We start from the raw sequence: 22,762 nt of genomic DNA on the forward strand, positions 1-22,762 counted from the left end.
GGACGGGCTCCAGCCGCTGAGGACATGACCTGATCTATTCCCAGCGTGACCTCCGCTGGCGGCGGGCGGCTTCGAGCTGCGCGCGAGGTAGGGCGGTGCCGTTGGGCATCGGGGTTTTGGTCAGCGCGGTCAGCTCGTTGTCGGACGGGTCGATCCAGCTGTCGATCGGTGGTGAGGTGATGTCGTCGAGTAGTCGCTCGACGAGCGGCCCGTAGCCGGATCCCCTGTAGCCCCAGGACACGTCGTACTCACCGGCGGGGGCGGGGTAGAGCGTGCCGTCCTCGACGCGGATCCAGTTCGAGTGGCCGGCACCGTCGATGATCAGTTCGGCCAGCGGAGAAGTGGTGGGCAGTCGGCGGGGGAGCAGCGTCATGTACTGCTCGACTTCTCCGTTATGCCCCAGTCCTTCAAGGACCGGGGCTCCGGTGGCCGGGTCGAGGAACCGCCGTCCGGGACGATCCACGTCGCTGGTGAGTCCGGCGAAGCCCGGGTTGGGCACGTAGGGCGGAACTTCCTGTAGCCGGGGCAGCCACTCTCCGAGCATCGCCACCTTCCCGACCCGGTAGCGCTCCACGGTCGCGAACGGCATGTACTCCCTCACGCCCCACTGACGCAGGGCGTGCACCACCTGCACCGTGAGAGTGTCCCGGCGCTCCATCAGGCCGGAGAACACCGCCCGCAGGGCGTGCTCGCCCAGATCGTCGATACTGCTGGGCTCGGGGGCCTCGATGGCGAGGGCGGCCAGCACGAGCTGGTCCCGCAGTTTCTTGAAGATGTTGCTGTCGGGATCGTCGGCGTCATCGAAACACTGCAGCGCGACCGCAGTGCCGGACGATGCGTCCTTCACACCGCGCAGGTAGTAGTACATCAGCACGCGGTGAGTGGGGCTGCCGTGCTCGTAGAGCGCAGCCAGCTGCAGCAACGGCGTCATGTCCGGTGACTGTTCCGGAACCGCGACGATCGCCTCGTTGCCCGGCCTCCACCGCTCGATCAGCTCCTGGAAGTTCAGGTTCCACGGCCAGTACGGCGCCGGTTGCCCAATCGCCCGCGCGTAGTAGCGCCACAGCTGTTGACGGGAACCTTCTTTAAGCGCTTGGTCGTATACGTCCGGACCATCGGGCGTCTGAAACCCCTGATCGGCGACCTCGATCAGGCAGCGGATGCTCGAGTCGAACTCCCGCACCCACAGCGACCGCGACGAGCGCGTCTGACCGAGCACGGGATACGCGGCCGCCAGGACCCCGGCCGTGGTTTCCCAGCACAAGAACACGAAGCCAGGAACTCTGTCGAACGTCCGCGGGCCCAGAAACGGTGCGGGCTGGTGCGCGGCCGGCATCTCCTGCAAGGGGATGAATGGCTGAAACTGGGTCTTCACCTCGTCCTCCCGAAGCACAGGCTGGCGGTCGTGCGGCGGTTGCTTCTGCTCTCGCCCGGCTAACCAGTCCGACAATCCCATCGCGCAACCCTTCACCCATCGATGCATTGCCCTGCGAGCGACAACGCAGCCTAGCGGCGGGTATCGCCAGATCCTGTGGCGTTAGGCGTCGTCGGGTAGGTGGCGTGCGGTTCACTTGGCCGATCGGTGGATCAAGCGGAGGTAGACGACCGGCGCGAAATTCAGTGAACTGTCGCAGGTCTTGTCGCCGACACGTGCAATGCCGAGGACGTCTTTGCCTTCGTCGACGCTATGCTCGAGTCCTGATACTGGAAGACAGCCCGCCACCACTCCACGCCTATCGCGCGGCCTTGGCCACGGCGACTCCACCAACCAGTTATGGACCGCGGTCTCCACCATCAAAGGCCCGACACCCTCAGGAAGCCTTTGACGGTCAGGTTGTGGGGATGTGGTGATGGCGGTAGGTGGTTCCCGGCTGGACTTCGTACAGGTCATCGTCGATCTGGACAGAGTTGTGCCGGATGTGCTCCGCCCACTGCGCCGGCCATTGTGTCGTAGTCGGTGACCAGCGCACGCCGTCTAGCGGGATCCCGTGCAGATCAACGTCCGTGAGGTCGCAGGCGACCATGTTGTTCAACGCTGTATCCAGCTGGTCAATCGCACTGATCAGCCAACGATCAAAGTCCTGATGCGCGACCTCGCGGAGGTCGCGGTCGAGACGGAGCGCGTGGGCGAGATCGTGGGGGAGATCGTGAGCGCGACGGCGACCCAGGGTAAGGCGGTCGATGCGGGCTTGCTCGAAGGCGAGGGCACGGGCGCGGGCGAGGGCGAGGGAGCGGGCGCGGGCGAGGTTGACGTCGAGGTCGAGGACGTTGTCGAGGGCCTCGGTGAGGTCGCTGGCGAGGGCACGGGCAAGGGCACGGGCGAGGGCGGGGTCGCCATCGAAAGCGAGAATCCGCCCGCGCGCGCGGGTGAGGTCGCGGGCGCGGGTGAGGTCACTCATGAAGATGAGTACGCGGTTGCTGATCATGTGGAGAACGCGGTCGCCGGTGGAGTCAAGGACGCGGTCGCGGTCGTAGGTGAGGTCGAGGGCAATGGCGAGGGTGTGAACGAGATCGCGGGCGATGGCGTGGGCGAGATCAACGGCGAGATCGATGACGCGGTCGTTGGTGGGGTCACGGTCGGGTCCGAGGGCGTGAACGAGGTTGAGGACGCGGTCGCGGGCGACGGTGAGGTTGCGAGCGAGATCGCGGGCGATGGCGAGAGCGCGGTCGCGGGCGCCGACGCGGTCATGGTCTAGGACGTAGTCACGGGTGAGGTCGAGGACGCGCGCGAGGGACTGGATATGGATTTTCAGAGCCTGCGCCGTTCGTGCGGTGGCCAGATCGTCTGTAGGGAACCAGGTGCGGGAGGCGAGCCGTTCGTGGACGGGGAGCGTGGCGAACCTGGCGGCGTACGCGAAGAGCGTGCTCGGGGGCTCGGACTCGGGTGTGCGCGGTGACGTCTGGGGGCAGGCTGGGGTCGGCATGATGTGGCGGAGTCCGGCGTCGAGGTCGAGGACGTCGTCCAGGGCGCGGGTGAGCTGGGTGCCGCGGCGGGGGAGCCGGGCGTCGGCGAGTCCGGCGTCGAGGTCGAGAACGTCGTCCAGGGCGGCGTTCAGGGCGGCGCTGCCGGTGTCGAGCCGGGCTTCGAGCTGAGGGTCGTCGGTGCTCACGCGTCACCGTCCTTGGGGAAGAACCAGGTTCGCAGGGTGTGCCGGGCTTGGCTGAGGTGTTCGCGGACCGCGCCGGGGGTGATGCCCAGTTCGGCGGCGATTTCGGTGCTGGGCAGGCCGTGCAGGTGCAGTGCCATGACGTGCCGCTGCCGGTGGGATAACCCCTTCAGTGCGCGCAGCAGGTCGTGTTGGCGTTCCCAGTGTTCGATGTCGACGTCACCGCGCAGCAGTGCGCTGGGGTGCGGGAGTTGGTCGACCGGGGTTTCGCGTTCGGTGAGCTTGCGGCGGATCAGCGCGCGTGACGCGACTTGGCGGGTCCATGCTTTCGGGTGCTCGATGGTGAGCCAGCTTTGGTATGCGGTGCTCAGGGTGTCCTGGGCGAGTTCCGCGGCGTCGGCGAGGCTGGCTCCCTGCATGAGCAGGAATGCGACCAGCGATTTTGCGTGCGCGCGGTAGAACTCGGCGAACGCGGCATCGTCGGCCTCGGTCCTGGCACTGGTGGGGCCCGGCTCGCTATTAGTGGCAGCGGCGCCGGCGGACCCGGCACGGTCGGGTTCGTTCACCTGGGCCGCCGGTGCGGATCGGCGGCTGGCGTCGTGCGGATCTCGAGGTGGCTGCCGTCGTCGCGGACGTCGCGGATCTCGACGACGACACCGGTGGTGGGCAGGTGCGCGGTGAGCGCGCGCAGAGTGTCTTGGCGTCGTTGGTCGCACAGGGCGTGCCATCGCAGCCGTAGGGCCAGCCCGGCCAGTCCGAGTAGTGACGGTCCGAGCACGAGCCCGATCGTCGTGAGCGCCTCATGCATCGGTTCCTCACAGCAGAGTCAGCGGGGACGGTGTCATGACTGAGTGGCGCCGCACTGGTCGAGTGTCAGGACTCCGCACCCGTGATCACCCGATCGGACCAGTGGTCTGAACGGGCGCTTGATCTGTGGGGCCATCTCGGACACACCGAGTTTGGTCTGTCCTCAGGCGTCCCGGACCAGCCGGACTTCGACTCGGGGGTGGATGGCGTGCAGCAGGATCGTGCGGTCGGTGACCACTGGCCAGTCTCGCAGCCGGTACAGCAGCACCGCGTGCGCCGCGGCCAAGGCCGACGGCTCGTGGGTTAGCGCCTCAGGCTGGTCGGCTGCGGCCAAGAGCTCACCGACGTCTCGTGCCCGTACAGCGTCGAGCGGGTCGACCACGGTGATCGGCAGCTCGACGAGCGCCCGCAGGGCGTCGTGGTCGTGCCGGGGTGTGACGGCGTAGGCCTGGGCGAGGGCGGCACCGGGGATGGCGAGGGAATTGCCATCTTCCATGCTGGCCCAGACCACGGCACGGGCGTACGGGTGTCCTTGGGCGAAAAGAGCGATGGCCGGTGTGTCGAGCACCCAGCCGCTGAGACCGGTGAGCACGGCTCAGCCGGCGGACTGCGGCGTGGACGTGCCGTGCAGGTCTTTGCGTACCTGCTGCATGAGCTCGGCGGGCGGACGTGGGCCGAGGTCCTGAAGCATGACGAACCCAGCCGCCATCCGAGCTTCCCAGCGCGCCTGCGCACTCCCAGCCCAGGCATCGGTCGCGGCCTGCGCCGGGACTGCGGCGTCCGGCGCATCGGTGGGCTCGCGGTCCTGCGGCTGACTCATGGCTACACCGTACCGCCGAGGGGGATCCTCTTCGAGTCCCAGACCAGGACGTCAACTCGTTTCGAACCTGAGCACTCAGCAAGATCTGAACTGTTCACATCAAAGCCGATCAACGTGTTCGTTCGATCAAGTAGCGCAGGCTAGCGTGAGAAGCGGCGATTCCATTCGCATCCACTACACTGGCAACGAGTCGGGCGACTTCGGGCAACGATGCCCTCTGGCGGCTGATTGCGGCGTTGTGTCTGGCGCGCGAAAGTGCATTACGCAGTGTCGATAGGTGGCGGTGTTCTCGTTGACGTGCCGAGACAAACGCGTGCAGTGCGTTGAGCACATCGGAGTCGAGAATGAGCGCAAGGTCATCGTGAGCGTCAAGAAACGCGTGTTCGGGGACGGTGTTCACCACAGGGATGGTGCTGCCAAGTTCTTCAAGGTTGAGCGTGGCCTTCCGGTGACGCTGAGCGCGTTGCCGACTTCGGTCGAGCGGAGTACCTCGATGGCGGTGGTTGCGGTCGTAGATCGCCTTGGCCTGTTCAGCGGTTATGTGATTGCTGGTGGCATTACGCTCCCCATCGCCGTAGACCTCCCACATGCGATATGCCCACTCGTCGAATGACACCGCGCGTTCGATCGGGGCTGGGGGAATGTGGGTTTTCACGCTCGCGAGGCTGTCAGGGTCGGCCTGGCGCCAAGTCCTTAGACGCGACTGGATGTAGTCGGTGAGCACGCCACGGTGTTTGCCGTCGTCCGTGCCAGTGTGCCAGGCATACGCTCGTTCGCCGTCGGGGTTGAACTCCATCGCCCGAACAATCGCGTCGTTACACCAACCCTGTTCGTACAGCGGTGTCAACTCTTCGATCAACGTGCTGCGCTCCGAACCGGGCCAACGTGTGCGGCTGATCAGAGTCAGCACCGCCGCCCGGATCTGGATCTCGTTCGTGGGTACAACCTTGCCCGGCCACTCACGCATCTTGTACATCCACGGCTGCAGACGACGGCCGTAGAACCTTGGATGGGCCTGCAGCACGCGAAGCAGTTCTGCCGCGATGGCCTTCCCCGCTTCTGAAGGTGGCGGCGGCACCTGCTCCACACTGATCTCCCGACTCTTACGGGTACTTGCCCTGTGACCTCCGTGTGCCGCTAGCGTAGTGCGGTGCCGTCTGTGATGAGCTGAACCCAGCTAGTGCTGCGCACGCTGTGAACCTGCGCCGACCGCGAACGCGACACCGACCGCTGTGACTATCCGGACGGTCCGCCCAGGCGCTGCGCGGCAAGACCCACGCCTCGATCGGCGCCGGCATCCCCGTCGCCTACGGCGGTGGTACCGACGGCACCCGCGACATCCACGAGGCCGAGATCGACGGCGACGTCCTGGCCGACCTGCTCGAAGCCGGAGACCTCGACGGCGCCGCCGAGGAGTTCGCGGAGCAGATCATGGCCGGCTACGGCGACCTCGCCGGAACCCTCGACATCACCGACTTCCCCAACGGCATCAACCTGACCTGACGACCAGCGCAGCTCAGCGGCGGATGTCGCGCGGCACCGCCACCATGTCAGGCGCGGGCTGTCGAGGCCTCGGGGCCTACGAATCCAACCCCTTCAACGACGACCTCTCAACGGCCACAAAGACCTTGATACGAAGTGAAGAGATTTGTGGCCGTTGAGAGGTGTTCAGGCCGAGATGATCACGCGGGACAAACCGAAGTTGATCATTCATCGTGGTGTTCGCAGCACGGTGTTCACCGAGCTGCTGGGTCGCGGTGAGGATCGCCCGCTGCGACGGCAGGACAGGAGCTCGGCCGCCCAGGCTTGTGCTCGAAGGTCAGAAGACGACGACATGGGTGTTGGATTCGATTCCGGGAGCTGGGTGCTGGCGGTGCTCGCGCTTCCAGTGAGCGTGGTGACGATCTGCGTCGTGCTGGTGGCGTTGATCGCGCTCACGGCACGCAGGCCAGCTACCCGCAGGCACTGCCTGCTGGTGCTCTCGCACCTCACCCAGTTCGTGCTGGTGCTGCGGAACAAGCGATGACCGCCGAGGCGGGGGCCGGGTACGCCCAGCGGCAACAGGCCGCACGCCTGGCTCGCGTGCGGGCGCTGCGTGAGGCGCGTGACCGGGGCGGCGAGCCGCTGTCGGCCGGAGTGCGCAGTGGGTTGAGGGAAGTGTGGGAGCGGGGCCGCCGGCCGGAGTCCATCATCGTGCGTGAGGAGTTCGTCGGCAGGCGCCCCGACCACCCTCATGGCCCGGTGCTGCCGCGGCTGATCAAGTCACGTGGTCTGCAGCTGCGATTGCTGCTGTTGTTGCTGTTCGACGCGCAGTGCCGCGCCGAACCGGGCGAGCGGGTTCGCAATGTGCGGCCAATCATCGGTCAGGCCGACGAGAACTACGGGACCTGGCGTGAGCTCGTGCTGGCAGAGACCTCGCCGACGCCCCACACCGGCCGAAGCGCGCAGCGACTGCGTATCCGGCAGATCACCGAAGCACTGCGTGCGCTTGAGGACGAGCACCTGGTCTATATCGCGCGACACGCAGGCGGGCGCCGCGACTACGACGCGTTCGCGTTGCGGTCGGAGGCGAGCACCGCCGAGGAGCACCCGGCCTACCTGGTGCCGGGAACCGGCATCCGCATTCCACGGCAGTTCTTCACCGAGCTGTGGGTGTTCGCGCTGACCGACACGGAGTTGGCGGTCTACCTTCTGCTGGCATACCTGCGCCACACCTTTCCCGCTGACCATCAAGCTCAGGGTGTGTTCGTGACCGCCGAGAAGCGGGAGGCGATATTCCGGATCACACGGGCCACCTGGCGTGCCACGGACCTGCTGCACAGGTACCGCCTGATCGACCGGATGCCGGATCCTCACCGCCAGTTCCGCACCGGCAAGGTCGGCAATCCTGCCGTCAGGTGGGCCAACCGTGAGGTTCGCCCGGCGCGCTTCAAGATCAACGACGACGCGTTGTCGCAGCGAGCGCTCGACGTTATCGCGCGGGTGCTCGGCACCCCGACCGAGGAAGATGAGCAGCGACGCATGACCGGCCAGGACCTGCCTGACGCGATGTTCAGCTCCCCAGCGGGTTGAGCTGAGCTCGAACCGCCTCGGGCTTGCCGGGCGCACGTCTCGGCGTGCGTGACGCCGACGGCGGGTCGCCCGCGCGTCCCCGATGCCGGTGCCGTCCGTCGTCCACATCTCGTCGACGTCGACGAGCGCAGGGGCGTCGTCGAGCAGGCGGCGCGGATCCCCACCCCTCGACGCCACCGTGGAGCCGGTAGAGACCCGCACGGCCGCTGCGTCCTGGCGGTTGGCATCCGGGTGATGGTGAGTGTTACGTCGGGTGGTGGGCGTGCCGCGCTGCTGGGTTGCCGCTGGATCGGTGACGATGAGGTGTCCGGTGGCCGCGATGACGAAGGCGTGGGTGCGGGGTGGGGGAACGGAAGGTGAAGCCTTGGACGGCGGCGGGCGGCGCTCGTGCGGCGCGGGATGCCCGGATCGGGACCATGCGGTTTCTGCGGGACGCGCCGATCGCGCGGGCGTGGCAGGCGTCGCGGATGCTGTCGGACTTCCAGGTGAAGGTGAAGCACCTCAGCGCTCAGACCGACGTGCGGACGGCGCAGTCGGTGGCGGTGTCGTTGTTGCTGGTCGGCCTGGGTTATCCGCAGTCGTGGCGGCCGGGTAACTGGATGCAGGCCGCCGAGCGGGTGCTGGGTGACGAGGCTCGTTGGCTGGGCGAGGCCGACCTCTACATCATCAGCCCGCAGATGTGCGACGTGGTGGTCGCCGCAGCGCAGACGCTCACCCTGGACGACCTGAGCCTGCTGTCCGCGGAGGACCTGCCCAGCCCGTCCGGTGTGCTGGTGCTGCCGCATCCGCTGCTCGTCAAGGCGATCAACGGCAATCTCGGCGACGACCGCGCCTACCACTGGCGGTCCCCGATCGAGCTCTCGATGCCCGACCCCGAACGCGGTGGGTTCGAGCAGAAGCCCGCGGTGCGATTCTCGGTGTACCACGACGCGCACGGCCCGGTACGGCCTGACTCGTTCCTCGACTTCCAGGACATGGCCCGCGCGCAGGGAACCCCGCTGCCGCCGCTGATGCTGGACGCCATGCGCTGCTGGCCCTTCGGCCTGACTCCGACCGACGAGCAGCGCGACAACCTGGCCGACTTCCTCCAGGTCGCGCGGCGCAGCGGCGACCAGGCCCGCGAAGGCGTGCGGCAGCTGGGGTTCGACGAGGACCGGGTGATCGGCGAGTACACGCCGGGCAGTGAGATCGAGGACCACGACGACAGCTTCGCGATGCGGTTTCTCTACGCGTTCTGGCGCCTGTGCGAGCAGCAGGTCGCCGTGACCGAGCCTGCCGAGGTCCGTCATTCCGCGCGGGTCGCCGCGGACAAGGCCGGCGTCTCGCCCGAGGTGCGGGTGACACGCCTGCGGCCTGCCGCCGCACCGGCCGGCGAGGACGACCTTGGGGAGCCGGGTCGGCAGTGGCGTCATCGGTGGGTGGTGCGGATGCACAAGGTCCGCCAGTGGTACCCGTCCGAGCAGCGGCACAAGGTCATCTACCGGGGCCCGTACGTCAAGGGCCCCGAGGACAAGCCGCTGCTGAGCGGTGAGGTCGTCCGCGGCCTTATCCGCTGACGGGTGCTCACCCGTGTCGGCCATCACGTGCACCGCGCCTCGGCCGGGCGTCGTCGTGGTGTGGTGGCGTTGGTGGCGGGTCGTCGAGCGCGCCGCTCTCGGCGCCGGTGCTGCTCGCCGGGGGAGCGTCGTGATACACGTTGTCGTGCTGCAGGCGCTCGAGCATGTGGTGGTGGACTTCGCCTGGCCGCATTCGTCCTGAGCCCTCTCCCGTGATGCGGCGGGTAGGTGCGTGCTGGCTCGGCCGGAAGTCGCGGTGCACTCGGTCGAGTAGCGCCAAGGCTTGCTCGTCCAGGCCGAGCTCGTCATGGCGGCCGTTGCAGCTCGGCGCTGCGGGCGGCCAGGTCGGCGTCGAGCCACGCGGCGTCGTCGGTGTTGGCCAGCAGCGGCGCGGGCGTCTCGTTGACGTGGTGACGCTCGCTGTTAACGGGGCGTGCGTCACGCTGACGCGCTAGCGCTTTTGGAGAACGCGTCTAGAGCGCGTGCGCATCCCGCGAAGCTGCACTCGCCCTCGCTGGCTGGTGGTGGCCAGCGTCCGCGGGGCTGCTGGGCGGCGCGGGTGAGCTGGTCCACGGCGATTCGCCGATGCCGTGGCCTTTCCCTGTCCACTTTCGAAGCGAGGCAGATCTCGGGGTCACCACCGGCTTGCGTGCCCGTGGTACCCGTTGCTGTTGGACGGCGGACCCCGACATCGAGGTGACGGAGCACCTCGATGCTGTGGTGCGCGCGGTGATCGGTGTCGTGGGAGCATCTGCCGATGCTGGTCACCCCGCTGCCGGGCATCGCCCCGTCCGAAGTGCAGGGTTTGCTGCGGACGCTCAAGGCCGAAGTCGACAACCTGCACTCGGTGGGCGCAGGCCAGGAGGAGTTCGGTTCGCTGCGGCGCCTGTGGGAGTACCTGGAGTGGGTGGACAGTACCGCCCACCGGTTGAGCTCGACGATCGGCTCGGAAGCTGCGGATCGACTCGTGCGGACCCGCACCTACGAGCTGCTGTTCCACGGCGATTTCACCGCAAGGGACCTCTTCGGCCGAGATAACCAGCGGCACCGGCTGCTCAACACGATGGTCACCAACGAGCTGACCGCGCGATCCGATGCGCTGCAGTTCGCGATCACCGGGTTGGAGGAGGTGACGAGGTGGCGCAGCTGGGACTGGCGGCTGGTGCTGGACACCAACGTGTACCTGGAACACGAGGACAAGCTGGACGACCTGGACCTGGCCGGGATGGTGGGCGCCGGTGACGCGCCGGTGCTTCTGCTGGTCCCGATCGCTGTCGTGGACGAGCTGGACAGGTCCAAGCGCAACCACAAGACCCGCTGGCGGGCGGCCTACTCGCTGGCCCGCATCATCAAGGCCGTACGGGAGGCCGAAGGCGTACTGCGCGAAGCCGATCCCGGCTCCGGCCCGGAGCACCCGGCCCGCGGCCGAATCACCGTCGAGATCGTCTCCACCGCGCCGGGCCACCGCAGGATGCCCGACCCGGACGACGAGATCACCGACCGCGCCCTGAACATCCAGCTCGGTGCCGGCGCACCGGTCACCATGATCACCGGTGACACCGGCATGTCCTGGCGCGCGACCACCGTAGGACTCCGCGTCGTCGATCTGGACTTCGACGCGGGCCCCGAGCCGCAGCCGTCACGTACGCCGGACCGCCGCATTGGCTCTAGCCCGCCACTTCCGCAACGTGACGCGTCTGGCTGTTGACCGCCTGCGCAGGTCTTGCCATCGACACGTGCAACCACGACGACGTTCTTGCCTTCGCCGACGCCATGCTCGAGCCCTGATCACGTAGTCCTGTGGAGGCTGGCACTGCGGGCCTGCGCGGTGTCAGCCCCGACATGTGCCGGCTCGTAGGACAAAAGCGGGACTCGGTGCCACCATCTGGTGACATCGAGTCCCGCTGTTCACTATTTATGGTCAGACCGCTTCGCTGCCGCGATCATTTTTGATCGTGAAGACGTTCGACGCTTCCGGCACCACGCTCAGTCGGTGCTGCGTCGATGCCAGCGTCAGCATTGCCGCGACAATCGACTGTCCCTTACCAGCTGTCGAGATCTCCAGCAGCAAGCTGCTGGAGATCTCGACAGGCATGCCTCCTAGAAGTTCGGCGGCCGCCCTGGGAGACATGTCGGCGATGAGCTGCGCCGTTGCGCCTACGTGGGGATTGGGTTCTTTGAGGGAGTCGTTGTGCTCGGCGCGCGCGAGGGCCGCAGCCCAATCGTGCATCGACGGTAACGAATCTCTTCCACTGGCGCCTTGGTTGAGTGCGTAAACAATCTTCATTAATGCCTGGTGTTTTGGCTTCTGCTTCCCTGTGAAGATCGCGGACAGGGACGAGGTTGTTGTTCCTTGGGGGGAAAATGATGCTGCTCTGGAAATCTTGGTGCACTCGTATGAAATCTTTCCGTACGAGGGATTTCCGACAAAGGTCCTCAGTGCATGAAGTTGTGTCCGCAGTTCGTCGTATGTGTTGACGACGAGCAGTCGTTGACGCAGCTGCAGGGCGGTTACCGATGGCTGAAATGAGCGGTGGCCGTCCTGCGGTGTAATGGTTCTGCTCGCGCTGTTCGCGCGGCGGAGATCTTTTAGCTCGGCGACAGTCTGGGCGTGGTCGTCCCGCCACTGGTGCACCTCGGCCGTGTCCGCACCGAAGTGCCTAACCATCGCCTCGACCACGAGGAACGTCGGGAGCTCGTGACCGCCTTCGGCCTTGGCAAGCACGGTGTGAGAGATCTGCACTGCGCGGGAGATCTCACGGAAGGTGAGAGGTTCGCGCAGTTCACGCCGTGCGCGGTCGTGGCGCTCGCGCAGTTTGAGCGCGAAGATGCCGACGGGACCGGTGTCGACGATCGGGTTCTGGTGGCGACCCATGATCGTTCACCGGTTCCCTTCGTCGTCGCTGGTGCTCTCACCCAGCTCCGCGGCGCCCGCTTCGCCCGCATGCTCGGCAGCGGATGGCGTCGAGGGGTTCCGGAGGTGTTCAGGACGCCCAGCGGGGTTGATGGCGGCGATGCGCGTGAGTGCGCTCACCGTCACGAAGCTCAGGGTCGCCGGGACACCGACCGCCACAGCGGGCCAGACACCCACGGCGATCAGGACGGCGATCATTGCCGTGAAGACGGCGAGAACGGTGAGGTAAGGCAGGAACCACCACCAGGGCAACCACTGCGAGGGTTGCTGAGGCGTCGACATAGGGGGATCTCCCTTGAGCTGCGTTGGAGTGGAAGACGCGTCCCGTTTGGCCGACGGGTGAGCACGCGCGTGGACTAACTCATCGTCCTCGATGACACGTACCTGAGCACAAGAGCAGCAGAGCAGTGGTTTGTCGCGATGTTGTGCGCGTGAACTACGAGTACGTCCGGAGCTGTCCTACGACCGTCAGATTGTCAGCCTGACAAAATCCAGTGACCTAGCCGGACACGTCCAAAACCGCAGCTCACTCGGCCTGGTTCACCTTCGTGGGGAGGGCTGCTTGGTTCGCGTGTCCGAGAGCGTCCAGGAACCGCACGTTGACAAGCTCTTGGGGCCAAGCTTCTTCATGCGCTCTACAGCGCTGAGGCAGCAGCTCGTTGGAGTGGGATGTGGAGCCTCAACCACGCCGGATCTGTTGGCCCAGGTTCGGCAACTGCCGGGGCCAACGGCGGCGCTGACGTCTGCGAAGACGTCACGCGCGTCGTTGGTCCTCGTGCGTTCGCCCTTCGCCGCGGCCCTGAGGGTCCTGGCGCCGGTCACCAACTCACGAACGACACGGGGTTGACCCGCTCCAGTGTCTGGCAATGGTGCTTCGCGGCGCGAAGCGGAACAACGTGACCTCGTCGGTCTAGTACTACTCGACGTCGACGCCGCTCAGCTACCGGCTGGGCTGGGACGTCGCCCCAGAGCCGGGGGGATCTCGGGCAGCGTCGGGCAAGATCGCGCATACTCCCAGGGCGTGTTGCCGTGCCCGATGGTGTACGACACGGGGCGGCGGAGTTGGGCGAGCGCGACCATCGCGATGCCGATCGCCACTGGCGCCACCTGCAGGCCGAGATCCCGCAGGTGATCCGCTGCCGCAGGTCGGTGCCGTTCAATTCCGTCGAGGAGTTCGAAAAGTCCAAGGGCACGGCTGCGGGCGTTGCCGGTGGCAGGCCGCGCGCGGACGAGAGTGTTGTGGGCTTGGCGTCCGCCTCGGCGTTCTCGGTGCTCGGCGTTGCGTTGCCCGTGCTGGACTTCGTGACGTTCGTCGTCGCGTCCGGCGTCGTCGCGGTCATCGCGAGGTTCGTGAGGAGGGGCGTCAAGAAGTACTTGGCGATGTTCGTGGCGGTCGTGAAGTCCGACAAGAACTTCGACGCGTTCAGCGCCCTCTTGTTGTCGTTGAGCTCCTCGTGGACGCGCTGGTACACCACGGTGAGCGCCGCGATCTCCACTACGAGGAACCGCCGCGCGTGGTCTGGGGCTCGACCGCGGCCGTGGGCCCGCGTCGGACCGGAACGCGCGGCGTGGCCGCACCACCCCACTGACCACGCGGGCGTCCGGGCTTGCCCGGCAGGCAGAGCACTCGATTGACGTGGCGAGCCCCGCCGCAGCGTTGCTGGGGCGGGGCCGCGTCGTTGTTCGCGTCGCTGTTCGCCGTCGCGATCGTCGTGCCGGACATCGACATCGTGCCGTACGTGTCCGGCGAGGTGGACGTCATCGGAACCAACCTCGCCGGACACGGCGGCCCCGCACGGCGGCCGACTACTGGCCGATGCTGATGCCGCCGCCGAGTTCGGGGTCGCTGCCGGTCTGCGTGCCGGCGGTACCCGTCACGGTGGGTGCCGAGGGAGTGGTGGGGTCGTGTAGCCGGTACATGGTGGTGAGGATCTGCTGGGCCTTGTTCGTGGGCAGGTCCTTGATGATGCCGGCGGAGACGCTGGGCGGCATGGCGGCGAGGTAGGCCGCGGCGACCTCGATGTCCATCTCCGCGACGACGGCTCCGACCGGTCCTTCGTCGTGGTCGCTGAGCAGGACGACGTTCCCGACCCGGCGGGTGCGTTGCAGGTCCGGGCGCTTGTGGTTGAACTGGGCCCGGGCCCAGGCCTCGTGCCAGGCGCCCGGCGTCCGCGACCGCGGCGGGTTCCCGAACAGGTCGTCGGGGGAGGGGCCGAGCCGCGTGAGCAGCGTGGTGACGATGCGCATGAACAACTCGATGGTCGGCACGCGCCGGCCGCCGAAGACCTCGGACAGAGTGCTGGCACCGGGGGCGTAGACGCCGTCGGTGGCCTTCATGAGCTTGGCGAGCTCGCGCAGGCTGGGGTCACCGGCGTTGATCTTCATGACCTGGAGTTGGTAGCGCAGGTCGTCGAAGGTGCGAACGCTGTCCGGGTCAGGTCTGCACTGGTCGGGGCCGGCGTGGGCGACCTCGACCGGCCGTAACCGTCCGCGGCGTGCCGCGCCGGTGGCGCCGTCGCGGGCGGTGACCACGTAGTCGGCCTGGCCGACCCGTCGCCGCAGCTGCAGGATCGCGTTCTTGGTGTCCTGCCAGAACGTGTGCCAGTCCTCGACCTCGTCGTCGGCCGCGCCGCACGCCCGCACGAAGGCCTCGGTGGTCTCCCAGGACGGCAGCTTCTTGCCCGCCGCGGCATCGGCGAGCACCGAGTACGACAGGTGGGCGAGCTTGCTCATCTCCCGGTAGGCGGGCCGGCCCGCCTGCAGCCTGCGGTCACGCAGTTCTGTGGCGAACTTGCCGATCGGGCCGGCGTCGTCGATCGGTACCTCGGGACGGGGCATCGTGCCGTCACCGCCCCAGCTCTCGGCCGGTCGCGGGCGGGCGCACCGCGGGCGGCTCGACGGCGGCGGGCTGCATGGCCACGGGCCGGGGCAGAGCGGCGATCCGAGCGATCGCGCGCACCGCGACCGCGCTGAGCAGTGCGGGCACGCCGAGGGCGACGACGTCGGAGACGCCGTTCGCGAGCAGCGCGAGCACGAGCACGCCGAACAGGACGAGCAGCAGCAGGTAGGGCGTGAACCACGACCACCACCAGGGCAGGCACCACCATGCCAGTCGCTGCCGGCGCGGGTTGTGGAACGGGGACATCGGGTCGTTCTCCTTGCGGTGTCTGGATGTGCGCGTCCCGGTTAGCGGCCGGCGAGCAACGCGTTGGTGCCTCGATCTTCCCCCGGCTGCACCCGGCACCGGCCGTTCGCGTGTCCACGACTTGTCAGGACTTCGTTCGCTGACCGCGCTCACAGGGCCTCGTGCGGGTGTTGTCCACGCGACAACCCTGGACAACCCCGCCTTCACGGCTGGTCACGTGCGGGGTGTTCGAGTTTGTTCGGCTTGTGTAGTGCGTTCGTGCGTACTAGAACCACACAAGCCGAACCGGGACTTCAATGAAGAAGCCGCTCCAACAGGCCGAACTATGCGCCGACGCGGCACAGGACGGGGCACGGCGTTGTCTGGATGTTGGTGCCCTCCGCGGGATCCCTGTTAGCGGCAGGACCCGCTCGGATCGGGGCGCGGAGGAAGTCGCGTGATCGTGCGATTCGCATGACCTCACCTCGGCTTTCCGCGTTCGCTCGCCGTGCACACGGCCGGCGGGCCAGCGACAGCGCAGGTCCTCGCACCGTCGGCACCCGATGGCGTCTACCCACCCGGTGCCGCACGCGCTGTCGCTGGCCCCGATCGACGCTAATCACCCGCGGCCAGCAGCAGAACCCGCTCGCAGCACCCTCGCACGCCACCCGAACACACCCGGTCACGTCGGGCGATCCAGGCCACCGCGCTGCCGGCGTCGCGCGGTCCCGGCGACGTGGTCGGCGAGCTCGTCGACGCGGGTGACCTGCCAGCGCCCCCAGCGTGATCGGATACCGGCGATGTCGACGTAGGGCGTGCGAGTTCACCGCTGCGCGCTGTCGTTGGTGGCCTGGCCCTCGTGCTTGGTGATGCCGGTGGTGTTGTTCAAGGAGCCGGGCGGGCGCGTGGTGGAGCGGAGGGAGTGCGTCGTGTCGTCGGCGTTCTCCTCCTCGGTCTTCTCGAACTTCTCGGTGTGTTGGTGGTCGTGTTCCGCGGCTTGGGGAACGCCACCAGCGGGAAACGGGAAGTGGGAAGAAGTTGGTCGGCGCGGCCGTGGTGGGCGCTGTGCACCAGCTCGCCGTCGCGGTGTTGCCGGGACGGGCCTGCTTCGTGACCTGCCGCGGGTTCTCCGCCATGAAGAACGCCGTCGTGCCGCGGTTGCTCGAGCACGTCCTGGTGAGCTGCACGGTCTCGCCGCTGCTGCCGGCCGCCGCGTGCGTGGCGTCGACGAGCTCCTTGGCGGGGTTCGCGGACCTGTCCAGCGGCGTGGTCTCGTGCGGGAAGGACATGGTGATCTCGGCGTTGATGGGGACCGCGGGTTGCGATGCGCGCTGGCCGTCTCGGTGACGACGGTGGTCTTGAGCGTGAGGTCCGGCTCGGTGTTCGCGCGGTGAGGCCCGCTCCGGAGCCGTCGGGGCGGGCCTCACCGCGGTTCGTGCCGTGGCTCGTGGTCATGTTCGACGCCGGCGTGCTGTCGGGTGCTCTGCGAGGCGGCGTTCGTGTCGGCGTCGTTCGTCTTGTTCGAGCCGGGGGAGATGTCGCCCGAGTCCTGGCCGCCGAAGTCCTGTTCCAGGGGATCAGGTGTTGTTCGGGCTGATGAGGTTGCTGAAGAACTTCACCGCGCCGGCGAAGGCGACGCACCCGCCGAGGACCGCCTCGGCGGGCGTCCGCTCGGCGAGCAGGATCAAGCCCGCGGCGGCGCCGCCGGTGAGCAGCGCCAGCAATCCAGCGCGAGACGCCACGCTGTGGTTTTGGCCGAATGTGGAGTTTGACCCCGAATAAGAGCGGGTACGGCAGGCGATCGGCTGAGTCGATCACTGCTCGTGGCGGTATGTGCGATGTTGATCTGTCGCTAGCTTGGGGTTCGTGCCGGCCGGGGGGCGGGTACGTTCGTTGAGGGGGAAGAACAGGATGAAGCGCAGATTGCTGCGCGGCCTTGTGCTGCGCGCGTTCAGCGGTGCCGTGATTACGGCTCTGGTAGCGAGTGGAGCGTCGGCTCCCGCTGCTGCGGAACCGGAGAAGCCGACGATCGAGGTGAACCGCACGCCCGTGGGCGGCGCGCCGCCGGACCGGCCGTGGCGGGCGTCGGGCGAGGTCTCGACGATGCGGGCGACCTGCTTGAACTCCAATCGGGGTGTGCTGCCGTGGTATCCGATGGAGCGGCATCAGATCAGTGACCGGCTGGAACTGCTGGTCAACCTGGACACGCGCAACGTCGTGTTGTCCTATCGTGAACTGACCATCAAGGGCACCGGCCTCAACATGTCGGCCGATCGGTTCTACAACGCGCAGGCCGCGTACAACTGGATTCACAGCGGCACCGAGGTCGGGCTGGAGGACCCCGGCTTTGACAGCGCGAAGATGCGGATCCTGCACGGCCCCAACGGGTACTGCGTGAAGTTCCCGGAGAACGCGGACGGCACCTTCGCTCCCGCTGAGCACTTCCGCGCGTCGCTGACGAAGACGCCGGAGGGTGGCTATGTCGTCACGTTCAACGACTCCGGTGAGCGGTGGCTGTTCACCGGCCAGGGCTGGTTCGTGTCGCAGACCGACCGCAACGGCAACGCCAACACCAACCGCTACCGGCCCGACGGATCCCTGGCGTCGATCACCGACTCGCAGGGCCGCGTCACCACGTTCAACCGGGACGCGCAGGGCTGGGACGCCTCGCTGACCGATCCGACCGGGCAGACGTTCGGCAACTACGTCTACACCGGCGATCTGATCAGCGAATTCACCGACCGCGCGGGCAACAAGGTCAAGCTCGGTTACGACACCGAGCGACGCCTGCTGACCTCGGTCACCGATGGCCGAGGCAACACGTGGCGGCTGGAGTACGACCCGCAGTTCTCGCAGGTCACCAAGCTGACCAAACCGACCCGCGACGGCACCGGCGCGTCCACGACCTACGCTGACGACGGCAGCGACAGGACGAAGGTCACCGACCCGAACCTGCACAGCTCGGTGCACGAGTTCGAGTCGCCAGGGCGGCAGACGAAGGCCACCGACGCTCTCGGCCACACCCAGTCGCGCACCTGGACGGCCAGCAGCGACGTCAACGTCACGACCAACGGGCTGCAGCACTCCACGACCTACGACTACGACCCGCAGCAGAACCTGATCGGGACGAAACTGGCGACCGGCGCGAAGAACGTCGTCGGCTACACCGACTCCGCACACCCCCACCTGCCGACGCAGATCACCGACGCGTCGGGCAACCAGGTGACCCGGACCTACGACGGCAACGGCAACGTGACCAGCATCCGCTCGACGGGGCTGAACGCGGACCTGGAAGTGCTGACCTACACCGAACGCATGGGTCTGGTCGCGTCCAAAACGGACGGCAAGCAGGCCAAGACCACCTACGAGTACGACGACTACGGCAACCTGACCAAGGTCGTCCCGCCCGCTCCGGCCAAGCCGACGACGTTCACCTACGACGCGCTGTCGCGCATCGACAGCGTGACCGACGGCAACGGCAAGAAGATCGTCTACGGCTACGACAAGCTCGACCGCGTCACGACCATCACGCACAACGGCACGGTGTTGCAGTCCAACGCCTTCGACGCCAACGGCAACCTGACCAGGACGCAGACCGCCGACGCGACGCGGGTGTTCGACTACGACCCGCGCAACCTGCTGGAGAAGGTCACCCGCGGCACCGAGGTCGTCTCCTACACCTACGACAAGGCGGGCAACGTCAAGACGCTGACCACCCCGACGGGTGTGGCGAAGTACGACTACGACGCCGCCGACCGCCTCACGACGTTGCAAGACTCCTACGGCGGCACGACGACCTTCGCCTACGACGACGCCGATCGGCGCACCACGACGACGTTCCCCGGTGGCGCCGTGCAGACCACCGGCTACGACAACTCCGGACGCCAGACCTCGGTGACCGTCACCCGGCCCGGCGGCGCCGAGCTGCTCAAGACCACCAACCGCTACACCAAGCCCGACGGCACCGACACCGACAAGATCCAGGTCAAGACCAGGGGCAACAGCACCCGGTCGTTCACCTACGACGGCGCCGGCAGGCTCAAGACCGCACCGGGCACGACCTACAACCACGACAACGCCACGAACCTGCTCTCCGGCGAAGGCCGCACCTACACCGTCAACGCCGCCGACCAGGCCACCAAAGCGAACGACACGACCGTGACGTTCGACGGCGCGGGCAACCACGCCTCGACGACCAACCCGGAATCGCGGTACACGTTCAGCCCCACCAACCAGGTCCTCACCGGCCACGCCGGCACGACCCAGGTGCTGGACGTCCGCTACGACACCAGCCAGCAGACCCAACCCAGAACGATCACCGAGACCGCCGGCAGCAACCAGGTCACCCACGTCCTGACGCACACCGCGCTGGGGGTCACCGAGACCGTCGACAACGGCAAGCGCTCCAGCTACACGCGTGACACCGAGGGACTGCTCATCGGGCTGAAGGACGGCGCCGGTGCCCGGTACGGGGCGGTCACCGACCACCAGGGCAGCGTGATCGGCCTGGTCGACACCTCCGGCAACCTGGTCGCCGACTACGACTACACCCCGTACGGCACGGTCACGGCGACCGGAACCGCGGCCACCGCGAACCCGTTCCGATACCTGGGTGCGTACCAGTTGCAACTGGGTACCTACTTCATGGGGTACCGGGTGTACGACAGCACGTTCGCCCGTTTCCGGTCACCGGACCCCACCGGCCAGGAACCGAACCCGTACAACTACGCCCAGGGGGACCCGATCAACAACAGCGACCCCACCGGAGCCAGCACGGCCTCGACATGGGGCGCGGCGGTTGGTGGAGTTATCGGCGGCGCAGCGGTCGGGGCACTCGCATTGTCTTGTCCCGCGACGGCGGGAGCGGGCTGCGTCGCGGCGGGCGGCGTGATGGCCGCACTCGGTGGAGGCGCGGGCGCAGGGCTCGGCTCCGCGCTGGGCGGCGGTACCCGGCAGGAAGTTCGCGACGACGGATTGAGCGGCATGGCGACGATCGGCTTCGGCGGCGGCGCAAAGTTCGTCTCAGGACTGAAGGGATTTTTCTGATGTCCGATCGCCCGGCCAAGTCGAAGCGGGTGCGCTTCTGGATCATCGCCTGCACGGTCTACCTGGGGCTCATCGTGGCCACCGCCCTGCTGCACGACCGGGTTCCGGGGATGGGTGGGGCAGTCGGAGGACTGGGCGGCGCACTGATCCTGACTGCACTGCTGGGTTGGTGGCGCCGTCACCCATCCAACCCCGACCGAGTCGAGTAACTCTCGAATCCGCGGTGGAGCGAGCCTACGTGGTGAAGCAGCCGCTGCGTCGGCGCTGACGTGAGGCGGAAGGGGTACCGATCGGCATCGCCGATCGGTACCCCTTCCGGCGTTGACGAGACGTGGCCGGTGCGGGTCCCACTCGCGGTGGAGGCCGCGTTCGACGCCGACGGCGACGTCCCCGCCTTGCATGCTGCGGCCCGCCAGCTCGCGGAGGACTTCCACCAGCAGTTCGGCAGCTCCGAGCCAGCCCTGCCACCCCACCGCGATGGCGGCTGACGTCGTCGTAGCCCGGTCACTGCCGCGGGCGGGTCCAGGTTAGACAGGCGCGGGGCGTAGCCGCGAACAGTCGCCGAACGCGGCACCGCACGGCGGCTGCTGGCCAACACCTGCCGGGCTAGCGCGTATGCGCAACCTGGGCAGCTAGAAGCCCTTGTGGCCAGCGCGTTTTACAGCGTCGCGGAGCTGTTCCATCAGGTCGTTGCGCTCGAAGTAGTTCGCGGTGCGCAGCTGTGGGATCAGCTCCGCGATCTCCTCGTTTGCGACCGTCTCCATCCAAGCCGACGCCATGTTCGTGGCGTGGTTGGGGAGGACCTTGATAAGGCGGTCCTTGGTACGCAGGCTTGGTCCAGTGCCGATGCGCAGGTCGTCGAAGTGCAATTCGACGCGGACCTCATCGAAGTGCTCGGGCTTGTCGAGGTCCGGGCTGCCGATGTACTGCAGCTCCATGTCGACGATCATGAAGCCGAGCTGCTGGGCCATCCAGAACGCCGTGATGTGGGCGCGTCTGCATACGAACACCGGCAGAATCAGCTGGTCAGGACGTGCGAGCTGAAGAACAAGCGCCTTGTTCAGCAGCTGGTAGAGCTCTTCGCTGCCGGGGTAGATCCAGCCGCGGACGTTCTTGACCTCGACCATCACGGTGATCGGCCGCTGCGGTACACCGAGCAGTTTCGGTACGTGGTAGCCGGCACTGTCTAGCTCGCCGGGTAGGGAAACGCCGAGAAGGGAGTTCACCGGGCCGAAGTCCGCGCGTTCGGGCTGCAGCTGGCCGGACGCGAGGATCGCGGTGCGGACGGCTTCTTCTCCTGCCGGGCCGATGTGTCCGTGCGGGTAGCGGACTGAGCCTGTTGCCCAGCTCAGGTAGCGGGCGTACAGCAGCCGTTTGCGGGCGGCCGCGCGTGCGATGGCGGTCTTGCGCCGCCGCTGGTCAGCGGGCTGGATGGTCTTGATGGTGTGTTTGCCGCGGGTCGCCTCGGGGTCGACCTGGACGATGTCGCCCGCCGCGGTGAGCTCGCGCAGCGCGTTGGTGACGTGGTGGGCATCGATGTTCTCGCCGGACTTGTTGAAGCCGGCCTCGCTGATGCGCGCAGTCAGCTCGGCGCCTACGACGGCGTGTTCAACGTCGAGTACCTCACGGACGCGCTGTTTTGCGCGCTCGAGGTACTTCGCCGTCTGGTCCATGCGGCAAGTATCTCGGATGCGTGTCACCGGACGGGCGGCTCAAAGTTCGGTTTCACCGCATCCCAGCCGCCGTATATAGGAGTTATTGGGGGTGCTGGCCGCGCGGGTAGCGGCTGTGCTGCTCCTCGGTGGGCTCCGCACTCGGGGTGACCAGGAGTTTTGTTCGGCTGCTGGCGAGACGTGCTGGGGAACCGCGCGGTCTTGGAAGGAGGCCGGGTTTGTACGCCTATCGGTGGGCCTCATGCGCTCAAACGCAAAACACGTCAAGGCCCGACTCCGAACTTCCCCGTTGTCAGGGCGGACGATGACCGAGGATTGGCTGCGGGGCGCTGACCATCACCAACCAGCCCGGCCTGCGTCCCGAGCAGGCGATGGAGCTGATCGCGCAGGTCAACCGCCTCCGGCACTGTCTTTGACCTTCCACGCCCCGCTGCCGCCCGATGACCGGCGAGTCCTGGACGACGAGCCTCTACATAACCGATGAGGTGCGGAGATGTGCTCTCGATGCGGTCGAGTGGTGGTGCGCGCGCTGGCCAGCGCTGACGGCTCCGGCGTCCGGGTACTGCCTGATGAACCCCTGCCGGCCGGGCTAGGTCACCCGGTCTGACCAAAGGCCCCGTCCCAGCGTTGCTGGGGCGGGCCT

Annotated in this window: 24 protein-coding genes; 10 read left to right on the top strand and 14 right to left on the bottom strand. The window is 67.4% G+C overall.

Annotated features, from left to right (window positions below; translation table 11 throughout):
• Positions 1 to 34 precede the first annotated feature (34 nt).
• The 7 genes from ACZ7CF_RS42010 to ACZ7CF_RS42040 all read right to left on the bottom strand — a co-directional run bounded on the left by ACZ7CF_RS42010 (position 35) and on the right by ACZ7CF_RS42040 (position 5,821).
• Positions 35 to 1,456 (bottom strand): hypothetical protein, encoded by a 1,422-nt coding sequence (locus ACZ7CF_RS42010; protein ID WP_470372536.1) that lies wholly within the window; start codon positions 1,454 to 1,456, stop codon positions 35 to 37.
• Positions 1,457 to 1,829: 373 nt separating this feature from the next.
• Positions 1,830 to 3,110 (bottom strand): hypothetical protein, encoded by a 1,281-nt coding sequence (locus ACZ7CF_RS42015; protein WP_470372537.1) that lies wholly within the window; start codon positions 3,108 to 3,110, stop codon positions 1,830 to 1,832.
• Positions 3,107 to 3,673, bottom strand: a complete 567-nt coding sequence (locus tag ACZ7CF_RS42020; RefSeq protein WP_470372538.1) for an RNA polymerase sigma factor — start codon at positions 3,671 to 3,673, stop codon at positions 3,107 to 3,109. Before ACZ7CF_RS42020 ends, ACZ7CF_RS42015 begins: the two co-directional genes overlap by 4 nt.
• The gene (locus tag ACZ7CF_RS42025; protein WP_470372539.1) at positions 3,670 to 3,915 is read right to left on the bottom strand and encodes a hypothetical protein; all 246 of its coding nucleotides are present in this window, start codon (positions 3,913 to 3,915) and stop codon (positions 3,670 to 3,672) included. The genes ACZ7CF_RS42020 and ACZ7CF_RS42025 overlap by 4 nt, the downstream gene beginning before the upstream one ends.
• 162 nt (positions 3,916 to 4,077) lie before the next feature.
• Positions 4,078 to 4,506: a hypothetical protein gene (locus tag ACZ7CF_RS42030; RefSeq protein ID WP_470372540.1), complete on the bottom strand. Its 429-nt coding sequence runs from the start codon at positions 4,504 to 4,506 to the stop codon at positions 4,078 to 4,080.
• 3 nt (positions 4,507 to 4,509) lie between these two features.
• Positions 4,510 to 4,734 (bottom strand): hypothetical protein, encoded by a 225-nt coding sequence (locus ACZ7CF_RS42035; protein ID WP_470372541.1) that lies wholly within the window; start codon positions 4,732 to 4,734, stop codon positions 4,510 to 4,512.
• A 109-nt stretch (positions 4,735 to 4,843) separates the two neighbouring features.
• Complete coding sequence (locus ACZ7CF_RS42040) at positions 4,844 to 5,821, bottom strand: hypothetical protein (protein ID WP_470372542.1); 978 nt, start codon at positions 5,819 to 5,821, stop codon at positions 4,844 to 4,846.
• A 591-nt stretch (positions 5,822 to 6,412) separates the two neighbouring features.
• On the opposite strand from ACZ7CF_RS42040, the gene ACZ7CF_RS42045 reads away from it, so the two are divergent.
• The 4 genes from ACZ7CF_RS42045 to ACZ7CF_RS42060 all read left to right on the top strand — a co-directional run bounded on the left by ACZ7CF_RS42045 (position 6,413) and on the right by ACZ7CF_RS42060 (position 11,070).
• Positions 6,413 to 6,760 carry a hypothetical protein gene (locus tag ACZ7CF_RS42045; protein ID WP_470372543.1) on the top strand — a complete coding sequence of 116 codons (348 nt, stop codon included), beginning with the start codon at positions 6,413 to 6,415 and terminating at the stop codon, positions 6,758 to 6,760.
• Positions 6,757 to 7,806, top strand: coding sequence for a hypothetical protein (locus ACZ7CF_RS42050; RefSeq protein WP_470372544.1), 1,050 nt, complete (start codon positions 6,757 to 6,759; stop codon positions 7,804 to 7,806). The genes ACZ7CF_RS42045 and ACZ7CF_RS42050 overlap by 4 nt, the downstream gene beginning before the upstream one ends.
• Positions 7,807 to 8,162: 356 nt before the next feature.
• Entirely contained in the window at positions 8,163 to 9,362 is a 1,200-nt protein-coding gene (locus ACZ7CF_RS42055) for a hypothetical protein (protein WP_470372545.1), read from the top strand.
• A gap of 757 nt (positions 9,363 to 10,119) precedes the next feature.
• Positions 10,120 to 11,070: a PIN domain-containing protein gene (locus tag ACZ7CF_RS42060; protein ID WP_470372546.1), complete on the top strand. Its 951-nt coding sequence runs from the start codon at positions 10,120 to 10,122 to the stop codon at positions 11,068 to 11,070.
• A 213-nt stretch (positions 11,071 to 11,283) separates the two neighbouring features.
• On the opposite strand, the gene ACZ7CF_RS42065 is transcribed toward ACZ7CF_RS42060, so the two are convergent.
• On the bottom strand, positions 11,284 to 12,237 hold the full coding sequence (locus ACZ7CF_RS42065) for a hypothetical protein (RefSeq protein WP_470372547.1): 954 nt from the start codon (positions 12,235 to 12,237) through the stop codon (positions 11,284 to 11,286).
• Between the two features lie 6 nt (positions 12,238 to 12,243).
• Positions 12,244 to 12,558 carry a hypothetical protein gene (locus ACZ7CF_RS42070; protein WP_470372548.1) on the bottom strand — a complete coding sequence of 105 codons (315 nt, stop codon included), beginning with the start codon at positions 12,556 to 12,558 and terminating at the stop codon, positions 12,244 to 12,246.
• A 957-nt stretch (positions 12,559 to 13,515) separates the two neighbouring features.
• Between ACZ7CF_RS42070 and ACZ7CF_RS42075 the strand changes: the two genes are divergently transcribed.
• Positions 13,516 to 13,911: a hypothetical protein gene (locus tag ACZ7CF_RS42075; protein ID WP_470372549.1), complete on the top strand. Its 396-nt coding sequence runs from the start codon at positions 13,516 to 13,518 to the stop codon at positions 13,909 to 13,911.
• Positions 13,908 to 14,099 carry a hypothetical protein gene (locus ACZ7CF_RS42080; protein WP_470372550.1) on the top strand — a complete coding sequence of 64 codons (192 nt, stop codon included), beginning with the start codon at positions 13,908 to 13,910 and terminating at the stop codon, positions 14,097 to 14,099. Before ACZ7CF_RS42075 ends, ACZ7CF_RS42080 begins: the two co-directional genes overlap by 4 nt.
• Here the strand turns inward: ACZ7CF_RS42080 and ACZ7CF_RS42085 are convergent.
• Together ACZ7CF_RS42085 and ACZ7CF_RS42090 are read right to left on the bottom strand one after the other, a co-directional pair.
• Entirely contained in the window at positions 14,083 to 15,114 is a 1,032-nt protein-coding gene (locus ACZ7CF_RS42085; protein WP_470372551.1) for a helix-turn-helix domain-containing protein, read from the bottom strand. The two genes, ACZ7CF_RS42080 and ACZ7CF_RS42085, sit on opposite strands and share 17 nt — an antisense overlap.
• Before the next feature lie 7 nt (positions 15,115 to 15,121).
• On the bottom strand, positions 15,122 to 15,421 hold the full coding sequence (locus ACZ7CF_RS42090) for a hypothetical protein (protein WP_470372552.1): 300 nt from the start codon (positions 15,419 to 15,421) through the stop codon (positions 15,122 to 15,124).
• Positions 15,422 to 16,465: 1,044 nt separating this feature from the next.
• Between ACZ7CF_RS42090 and ACZ7CF_RS42095 the strand changes: the two genes are divergently transcribed.
• A complete protein-coding gene (locus ACZ7CF_RS42095) occupies positions 16,466 to 16,747 on the top strand; it encodes a hypothetical protein (RefSeq protein ID WP_470372553.1) in 282 nt (93 codons plus the stop codon).
• A 230-nt stretch (positions 16,748 to 16,977) separates the two neighbouring features.
• Here ACZ7CF_RS42095 and ACZ7CF_RS42100 read toward each other — a convergent pair whose 3' ends face one another.
• Positions 16,978 to 17,142, bottom strand: a complete 165-nt coding sequence (locus ACZ7CF_RS42100) for a hypothetical protein (protein WP_470372554.1) — start codon at positions 17,140 to 17,142, stop codon at positions 16,978 to 16,980.
• Positions 17,143 to 17,214: 72 nt separating this feature from the next.
• Complete coding sequence (locus tag ACZ7CF_RS42105; RefSeq protein WP_470372555.1) at positions 17,215 to 17,529, bottom strand: hypothetical protein; 315 nt, start codon at positions 17,527 to 17,529, stop codon at positions 17,215 to 17,217.
• Positions 17,530 to 17,554: 25 nt separating this feature from the next.
• On the opposite strand from ACZ7CF_RS42105, the gene ACZ7CF_RS42110 reads away from it, so the two are divergent.
• The 3 genes from ACZ7CF_RS42110 to ACZ7CF_RS42120 all read left to right on the top strand — a co-directional run bounded on the left by ACZ7CF_RS42110 (position 17,555) and on the right by ACZ7CF_RS42120 (position 20,934).
• Complete coding sequence (locus ACZ7CF_RS42110; RefSeq protein ID WP_470372556.1) at positions 17,555 to 20,446, top strand: RHS repeat-associated core domain-containing protein; 2,892 nt, start codon at positions 17,555 to 17,557, stop codon at positions 20,444 to 20,446.
• Entirely contained in the window at positions 20,446 to 20,655 is a 210-nt protein-coding gene (locus ACZ7CF_RS42115) for a hypothetical protein (RefSeq protein ID WP_470372557.1), read from the top strand. The genes ACZ7CF_RS42110 and ACZ7CF_RS42115 overlap by 1 nt, the downstream gene beginning before the upstream one ends.
• A gap of 129 nt (positions 20,656 to 20,784) precedes the next feature.
• Positions 20,785 to 20,934 carry a hypothetical protein gene (locus tag ACZ7CF_RS42120; RefSeq protein WP_470372558.1) on the top strand — a complete coding sequence of 50 codons (150 nt, stop codon included), beginning with the start codon at positions 20,785 to 20,787 and terminating at the stop codon, positions 20,932 to 20,934.
• A 144-nt stretch (positions 20,935 to 21,078) separates the two neighbouring features.
• Here the strand turns inward: ACZ7CF_RS42120 and ACZ7CF_RS42125 are convergent, their stop codons facing one another.
• Positions 21,079 to 22,119, bottom strand: coding sequence for a hypothetical protein (locus ACZ7CF_RS42125; protein ID WP_470372559.1), 1,041 nt, complete (start codon positions 22,117 to 22,119; stop codon positions 21,079 to 21,081).
• Between the last annotated feature and the right edge of the window lie 643 nt (positions 22,120 to 22,762).

This window comes from Lentzea sp. NPDC036955 (genome assembly GCF_055608005.1).